This window comes from Sphaerospermopsis sp. LEGE 00249 (assembly GCF_014299995.1).
Classification (GTDB): Bacteria; Cyanobacteriota; Cyanobacteriia; order Cyanobacteriales; family Nostocaceae; genus Sphaerospermopsis; species Sphaerospermopsis kisseleviana.
The window spans coordinates 23827-30069 of sequence record NZ_JACJUZ010000067.1; the positions used below are offsets into that span (position 1 = coordinate 23827).

7 protein-coding genes are annotated in these 6243 nt (G+C 38.4%); 3 read left to right on the top strand and 4 right to left on the bottom strand.

Features of this window, described 5'->3' with window-relative positions; translation table 11 throughout:
- The first annotated feature begins 108 nt into the window (after nucleotides 1-108).
- A complete protein-coding gene (locus H5968_RS26205; RefSeq protein WP_370569792.1) occupies nucleotides 109-351 on the top strand; it encodes a hypothetical protein in 243 nt (80 codons plus the stop codon).
- A gap of 313 nt (nucleotides 352-664) precedes the next feature.
- On the opposite strand, the gene rpe is transcribed toward H5968_RS26205, so the two are convergent.
- Both rpe and H5968_RS19570 read right to left on the bottom strand, forming a co-directional pair.
- Nucleotides 665-1372, bottom strand: coding sequence for a ribulose-phosphate 3-epimerase (rpe, locus tag H5968_RS19565; RefSeq protein WP_096564968.1), 708 nt, complete (start codon nucleotides 1370-1372; stop codon nucleotides 665-667).
- A gap of 2 nt (nucleotides 1373-1374) precedes the next feature.
- The gene (locus H5968_RS19570) at nucleotides 1375-1581 is read right to left on the bottom strand and encodes a hypothetical protein (RefSeq protein WP_187041291.1); all 207 of its coding nucleotides are present in this window, start codon (nucleotides 1579-1581) and stop codon (nucleotides 1375-1377) included.
- A 12-nt stretch (nucleotides 1582-1593) separates the two neighbouring features.
- On the opposite strand from H5968_RS19570, the gene H5968_RS19575 reads away from it, so the two are divergent.
- On the top strand, nucleotides 1594-3183 hold the full coding sequence (locus H5968_RS19575; RefSeq protein WP_370569793.1) for a S8 family serine peptidase: 1590 nt from the start codon (nucleotides 1594-1596) through the stop codon (nucleotides 3181-3183).
- Nucleotides 3184-3303: 120 nt separating this feature from the next.
- Here the strand turns inward: H5968_RS19575 and H5968_RS19580 are convergent, their stop codons facing one another.
- The gene (locus H5968_RS19580; RefSeq protein WP_187041296.1) at nucleotides 3304-3519 is read right to left on the bottom strand and encodes a type II toxin-antitoxin system HicB family antitoxin; all 216 of its coding nucleotides are present in this window, start codon (nucleotides 3517-3519) and stop codon (nucleotides 3304-3306) included.
- A 597-nt stretch (nucleotides 3520-4116) separates the two neighbouring features.
- Here H5968_RS19580 and H5968_RS19585 point away from each other — a divergent pair.
- Entirely contained in the window at nucleotides 4117-4320 is a 204-nt protein-coding gene (locus H5968_RS19585) for a proteinase inhibitor I4 serpin (protein WP_187041293.1), read from the top strand.
- 28 nt (nucleotides 4321-4348) lie between these two features.
- Here the strand turns inward: H5968_RS19585 and H5968_RS19590 are convergent, their stop codons facing one another.
- On the bottom strand, nucleotides 4349-6061 hold the full coding sequence (locus H5968_RS19590; RefSeq protein WP_228052012.1) for a diflavin flavoprotein: 1713 nt from the start codon (nucleotides 6059-6061) through the stop codon (nucleotides 4349-4351).
- Nucleotides 6062-6243 lie beyond the last annotated feature (182 nt).

Below are 6243 nucleotides of genomic sequence, written 5' to 3' on the forward strand. Positions count from 1 at the left end.
AAATGCTCCAAGACTTGATATGATTGAACCGCAAAGACGAGCCAGTGCGTTGGGCGGCTCTGCCGACTTGTAGCAACTGGCGTGCAAAGGACACAAAGGTAAGAGATTGTGAGAGATTTTTTAGTGTTGCTGCGTTTATTTTGTCAAAATTGGGATGCTGCCAAAAATTACGTTTACCTTTGGGCAAATTACAGTCTAGAGAACAAACAAAATCCAGAGAAACGTAGATTATTTAAAGAGAAATTAGCCGAATCTTTAAGAATAACAAAATCAGCCCCAGAGCGTTTACAGGTATGGTTTTGGGACGAGAGCGCATTTAGTTTAAGAGTGATAAAAAGAAAAATATATTAACGTATCCATCACTGAGTTGTCAAGTAATTTACAGAAACTAAATAAAACCCTTATCCCATAATAAATACTGGCATTATTCATTATTGACAAGTTTAAAAAAGAAGTCGGGGATCTAAAATCCAGATTTCATCAAAAAAATAAACCCCCGACTTCCCAAAGAAATCGAGGATTTAAGTAAAATAGCATTTACCAAGTTAGTGAGGTACAGAGTTTTTTATCTTAGGGAATTGGGAATTGGGAATTGGGAATTGAGAATAAATTAGGGTGTACCTCATGAGACTGGGAAACGCTATATTCAGTTAACAGTATTCAATTAAACAGCCACTAATTCCTTAGTAGGAGGCTTACTGTTACGAATGTTATTGATTGCTTCTGCATAATCAGGAGCGTTAAACACAGCAGAACCCGCTACAATAGCATTAGCGCCGGCTTCCAAAACTTGCCAAGTGTTATTGGCTTTGAGTCCACCGTCAACTTCGATCCAAGGATCTAAACCGCGTTCATCACACATTTGACGCAGTTTACGAATTTTGGGAACTACGCTAGGAATAAAGCTTTGTCCACCGAAACCGGGGTTAACGCTCATAATTAGCACTAAATCACACAGTTCCAGTACATATTCAATTAATTCTAAAGGTGTACCGGGGTTTAGCACAACACCAGCTTGTTTACCGAGTTCTTTGATTTGTCCCAAAGTCCGGTGTAAGTGAGGTGAAGCGTTATGTTCAGCGTGTACAGAAATAATATCCGCACCAGCTTTAGCAAAACCTTCTACATATTTTTCTGGTTCCACAATCATTAAATGGACATCCAGAGGTTTGGTTGTAATCGGACGAATCGCCTCCACAACCAGAGGACCGATTGTAATATTAGGTACAAAACGTCCGTCCATTACATCAACGTGAATCCAATCTGCTCCCGCTTTGTCTACAGCACGAATATCGTCACCCAGACGACTAAAATCTGCTGATAGGATAGATGGAGAGATAACTATAGGCTTTTGAGATGGGTTTTGGGTCATGGTTAGCGGGTTCTTAATCGTCCTTGTCTGTAGGCATTGTAACAAAATATGGATTTTTTGGAAATTGGTAATTGGGGATTGGGGATTGGGGACTGGTGACTGGGGACTGGTGACTGGTGACTGGGGACTGGTGACTGGGGACTGGTGACTGGGGACTGGGGACTGGTGACTGGGGATTGGTGACTGGGGACTGGGAAGAAAGTAACCAATAACTAATGACTATGAAAAAATTCTGGATAATCTGCGGTTTGGCTGTTTCCTGTTTAACTGTGCCTGTATTGGCATTTGTAAAGTTGAGCAGTTCTCTGGGCAGTAGTGGTATTGATGCACTTAAATTACATCAACCACCATACAATTTAACTGGGCGCAAAATTGCGATCGGTCAGGTAGAAATCGGTCGTCCTGGTATGTTTGGGTTAGATAAAGCAGTCTCTAAAAATCGCGCTATTTCTCCTGTAGCAGTGTTTTTACGCAATACACCAGCTAAATCAAATTCTGGTGTAGACCCTCATGCTTATAATGTGGCTACGGTGATGATCAGTAAAGATAAAGCTTGGACAGGAGTTGCACCAGACGCAAAATTATATTCTTCTGCGGTGGGATCTACCAGAAATATGGGTCAAGCGGAAGAGTGTTTATCCACTCAACATATAGCATTACAAAATGGTGGTGATGTTCGTGCGATTAACTTTAGTTTTGGTGAACCTTTGTACCGTGATCCTCGACCAAATGCGGTTTTAGATGGTCAAGCTTTGCTGAGTTTATGTATTGACTGGTCAAGTCGGGTGCATAATGTGGTGTATGCGATCGCCGGAAATCAAGGCAAAGGTGGGATTCCCATTCCTACAGATAATTTTAACGCAATGAACGTGGCTTTTTCATCTGCTAGGGAGGGAATTTTTAATAAAGTTCATGTTTCTAATTTAGCAGGAAATAATCAAGGAGTAGGCGATCGCCTCGCAGGTAAAGAATTTAATATTGGTGGACGCAGATCCATTGGTTTAGTTGCTCCTGGTACTAATATTCCTGTAATTAATCCCGATGGTAAATTAAACAACGCTACAGGTTCAAGTTTTGCTGCTCCTCACCTAACAGCTACCATTGCATTATTACAAGAATTTGCCGATAGACAGTTAAGAATTAAACAACCAAATTGGACTATTGATGCAAGAAATCATCAAGTTATGAAAGCTGTATTATTAAATTCAGCAGAAAAGATTCAAGACAGTGGTGATGGTTTGCGGTTGGGAATGACCAAGACTTTAGTTGATAAGCAAAATCGAGATTGGTTTATTTCCGATGCTTACAAAAATCCCAAAATTCCCTTAGATGATCAAATGGGTGCTGGACATTTAAACGCCTTTCGTGCCTATCAACAATTTATGTTTGGTCAATGGCAACCTACCACACCTGTTCCGGCTATTGGTTGGGATTATAACAAAATTAATGCTAATTCTGCCTTAGAATATAGTTTAGAAAAACCATTAAAACAAAATAGTTTTGTAGCTGTCACCTTAACTTGGGATCGATTAGTAGAATTAAATGATAAAAACCAAAATCAATTATATGATGAAGATGAAACTTTTATAGATAAAGGTTTAAATGATCTAGATTTATTTCTAGTATCAGCAGATGGACAAAAAACGGAAATTTCTACTTGTGCTTCTGTGAGTGAAATTGATAATGTAGAGCATATTTTTTGTCCTGTTCCTGCTAATGGTAAATATAAAATTCGTGTGCAGTTTCAACAACAAGTCAACGAACCAACTCAAGCTTATTCCTTAGCATGGTGGACAGTTCCCGGAAATTAGTTATTTTGATAATAGTGGTTAAAATCACCTCATTATAACTAATATAAAATCATCATGAAGTATGTAAGGGTTTAGCACTGCTAAAACCCTAATAATTTCTGATTCGTGAATTATAATGAATTACGGATGAGAACCTACTGTTAAAGGTTCTGGAAGTTGTCTTCCTTGTAATTGATATTCTTCAATTAAAAGTTCTAAAACTTCTTCTCCATTCTTTAGTGCTTCAGCATAAGTTTCTCCGTGGGTATGGGCATAAGGTCCAAACTCTGGTAAGCTAACTATATATTTTTGATCTTCATCAGACCACTGAATTAAAATACTATAATGGTGATTCAGCACAAGTAAAAATCCTTGATCAAAACAATCTTTCTTTCAGCTTTTATACTGTTCCCCCTTTTTCCAGGGTGTGAGAGGTGATTTAAATCAAACTTTCAGGATCAACTCCTAAATTCTTCAACATTTCAGCTAATTTTTTCGCTTTTTCTTCAGCTTGATTCCTTTTTTCTTCACTTTGTTGAATCCTTTCCTCTGGTGTTAAAAATCTTTATCCACTGGTGTTTCGTCGGAGTCGGGTAGTTCTTCTGATGAAGGTAAGCAATGCAAAGGATTGTAATTTAGCATAATTGATGCCACCAGTTCTATTTTTAGTATATATTACGTAGGTGACTGGGGACTGGGGACTGGTGACTGGGAAAAAAATTTGAGATTTGAGATTGGATCTGACAAAAATAATCCAAAATCTAAAATCCCAAATCCAAAATCCAAAATTAATAACTCCTGACTCTTAAATTAAGTTATGAAAACATAACGTAAAAATCCGTTACCAAAACTGTAACCAGCAAGGATTTATGTATTTTGTATGCGATAGTGAACATCTAACACATCATTAACGTCTAACTAAACAGAAAGCTAGAACAAAAAATGAGGTAGTAGATGAACCGACAAAAATTTAATGCTGTGCAAGAAAATTTTTTACAAAGACGCTACGGAGTCAGTTTGGGTAGACGCTACGTTTTAGCAGCAGCTAGTATTGTGATGCTGAGTGTATTGGGATATTCAGCAGTAGATAACAATACAAATTTAATCAGTAAATCTTCCCCAAGCAACACTGAATCTCTCTTAGCTGGAGATAATTAGTATCAATTATGATGCTACCTAACTCCTTTTAATAATGTGTACCGGTTTTGCGATGGTTAACAGCAGTTACAGTATCCGGTTTGAGTAATTTACCATTATCTACAGTGGCATATACTACCCAATGATCACCACATTCTAGACGTTGGTTAACGGAACATTCTAAATATGCAGCAGCATCAGTCAGGACTGCACAACCATTATCAGCTTCTACCGTTTGGAAATTAGCAAACCTGTCTTCTCCGGGAGCGAAATTTTTGCGAAAATGCCTCATGTAGTCTACATGAACACCATCCGGAAGAACATTCAGGACAAACTTACCACCAGGATACATCAATGATTCAACTGCTCTTTCCTTGGCGATCGCCACTGTAATTCCTGGAGGATTAAAAGTAGCTTGAGATACCCATGTCCCCAGCATTGCTGTGGAAACTTCCCCTTGTTTAGCTGCAACTACACATACAGAACCAACTATTCTCCCTACTGCTTGTTCTGTGGGTGTTGCTGCTTGTTGTGGTACACGAATTTTTTTCGCTTTTTTCAAACTTTGTGCAAAGTCTGTACCTATTTCTTCGCACATTTTCAGGGTGACTTCATCGGGTTTAAACTTGACTTTCAAAGTGTCAAACCCAAACCGATATCCCCCATCTCGCAGTTTACCTTCTACTAAGTCTAAAGCTTCTCCACTCCAACCATAAGAACCAAACACACCTGCTAATTTACTATTATCACCAATAGCTAAAACAATACCTAAAGCAGTGTGAATAGGTGTGGGAGCATGACCACCGATGGTAGGAGTACCAATAATAAACGCATCTGCTTGTTCTACAGTACCACGAATTTCTCCAGGGCTGGCAAATTCGCAATTAATAGATTTTACCGCAACTCCACCTTTAGTTAATCCCCAAGCGATCGCCTGTGCTAAAGTGGCAGTGTTACCATAAGCAGAAGCATAAAGTAACGCTACGGAAATTTCCCGATCTTTTTGAGCGCGACTCCATTCACTATAAGCTTTAGTTAATTCTATCAACCCAGTGCGAATCAATGGACCATGTCCTACTGCATACATCCTCACCTGCAAATCAGAAATTTTTTCTAATGCAGCTTCGACATGAGTTGCATGGGGAGCCATCAAACAATTAAAGTAATAACGCTGATCTTCTTTAAAAGCTTCTGAATTATCATCAAAAACTTCATCACCGCAGATATGCGACCCAAATAATTTATCAGTATAGAGAATTTGGGTTTGTTGATCATAGGTGCAAAGTGCTTCTGGCCAACGGGGACTAGGAGTAGGTAAGAATTTCAAAACATGACCTTTACCTAAATCTAAAGTTTCTTTCCCCCGCATAATCAAAACTTTAATATCTTGATCTGGGAAAGATGCACGCAAATTATTTGCACCAACCATAGAACAAACAAAAGTAATTTGCGGTGCAAGTTCTAACAGTGCTTTTAAAGTTGGTATACGATTAGGGCTAAAATGACCCAAAATCACATAATCTAACTTTCTCAAATTAACTGTATTCTGCAATGCTGCAAAATAAATATTAGTAAATCCTTCTCCCGGAGGATCAATTAATGCAGTTTTATCGGCTTCTATTAAATAGCAATTTGCGGTAGTTCCTCGACAAAGTGCATATTCAACTTCAAACCTTAGACGTGACCAACTCCTAGCTCTGAGAACTTTGGTATTGGTGGCGATCGGTAAAATTTGTACGTCCCGTGGTTTGGAATCTGTCATAGATTTTTCTTGTGAATAAAAAACTTGAGAAACCCAATTTTTAGCTGAGTTGAAAGCATTAGAAACAGAATCAGAAAATGACATAATATTTATCAAATATTATTGGTAATTGGTAATGGGTAATGGGTAATGGGTAATGGGTAATGGGTAATGGGTAATTAATTATTTACAGTCCCCAGTCC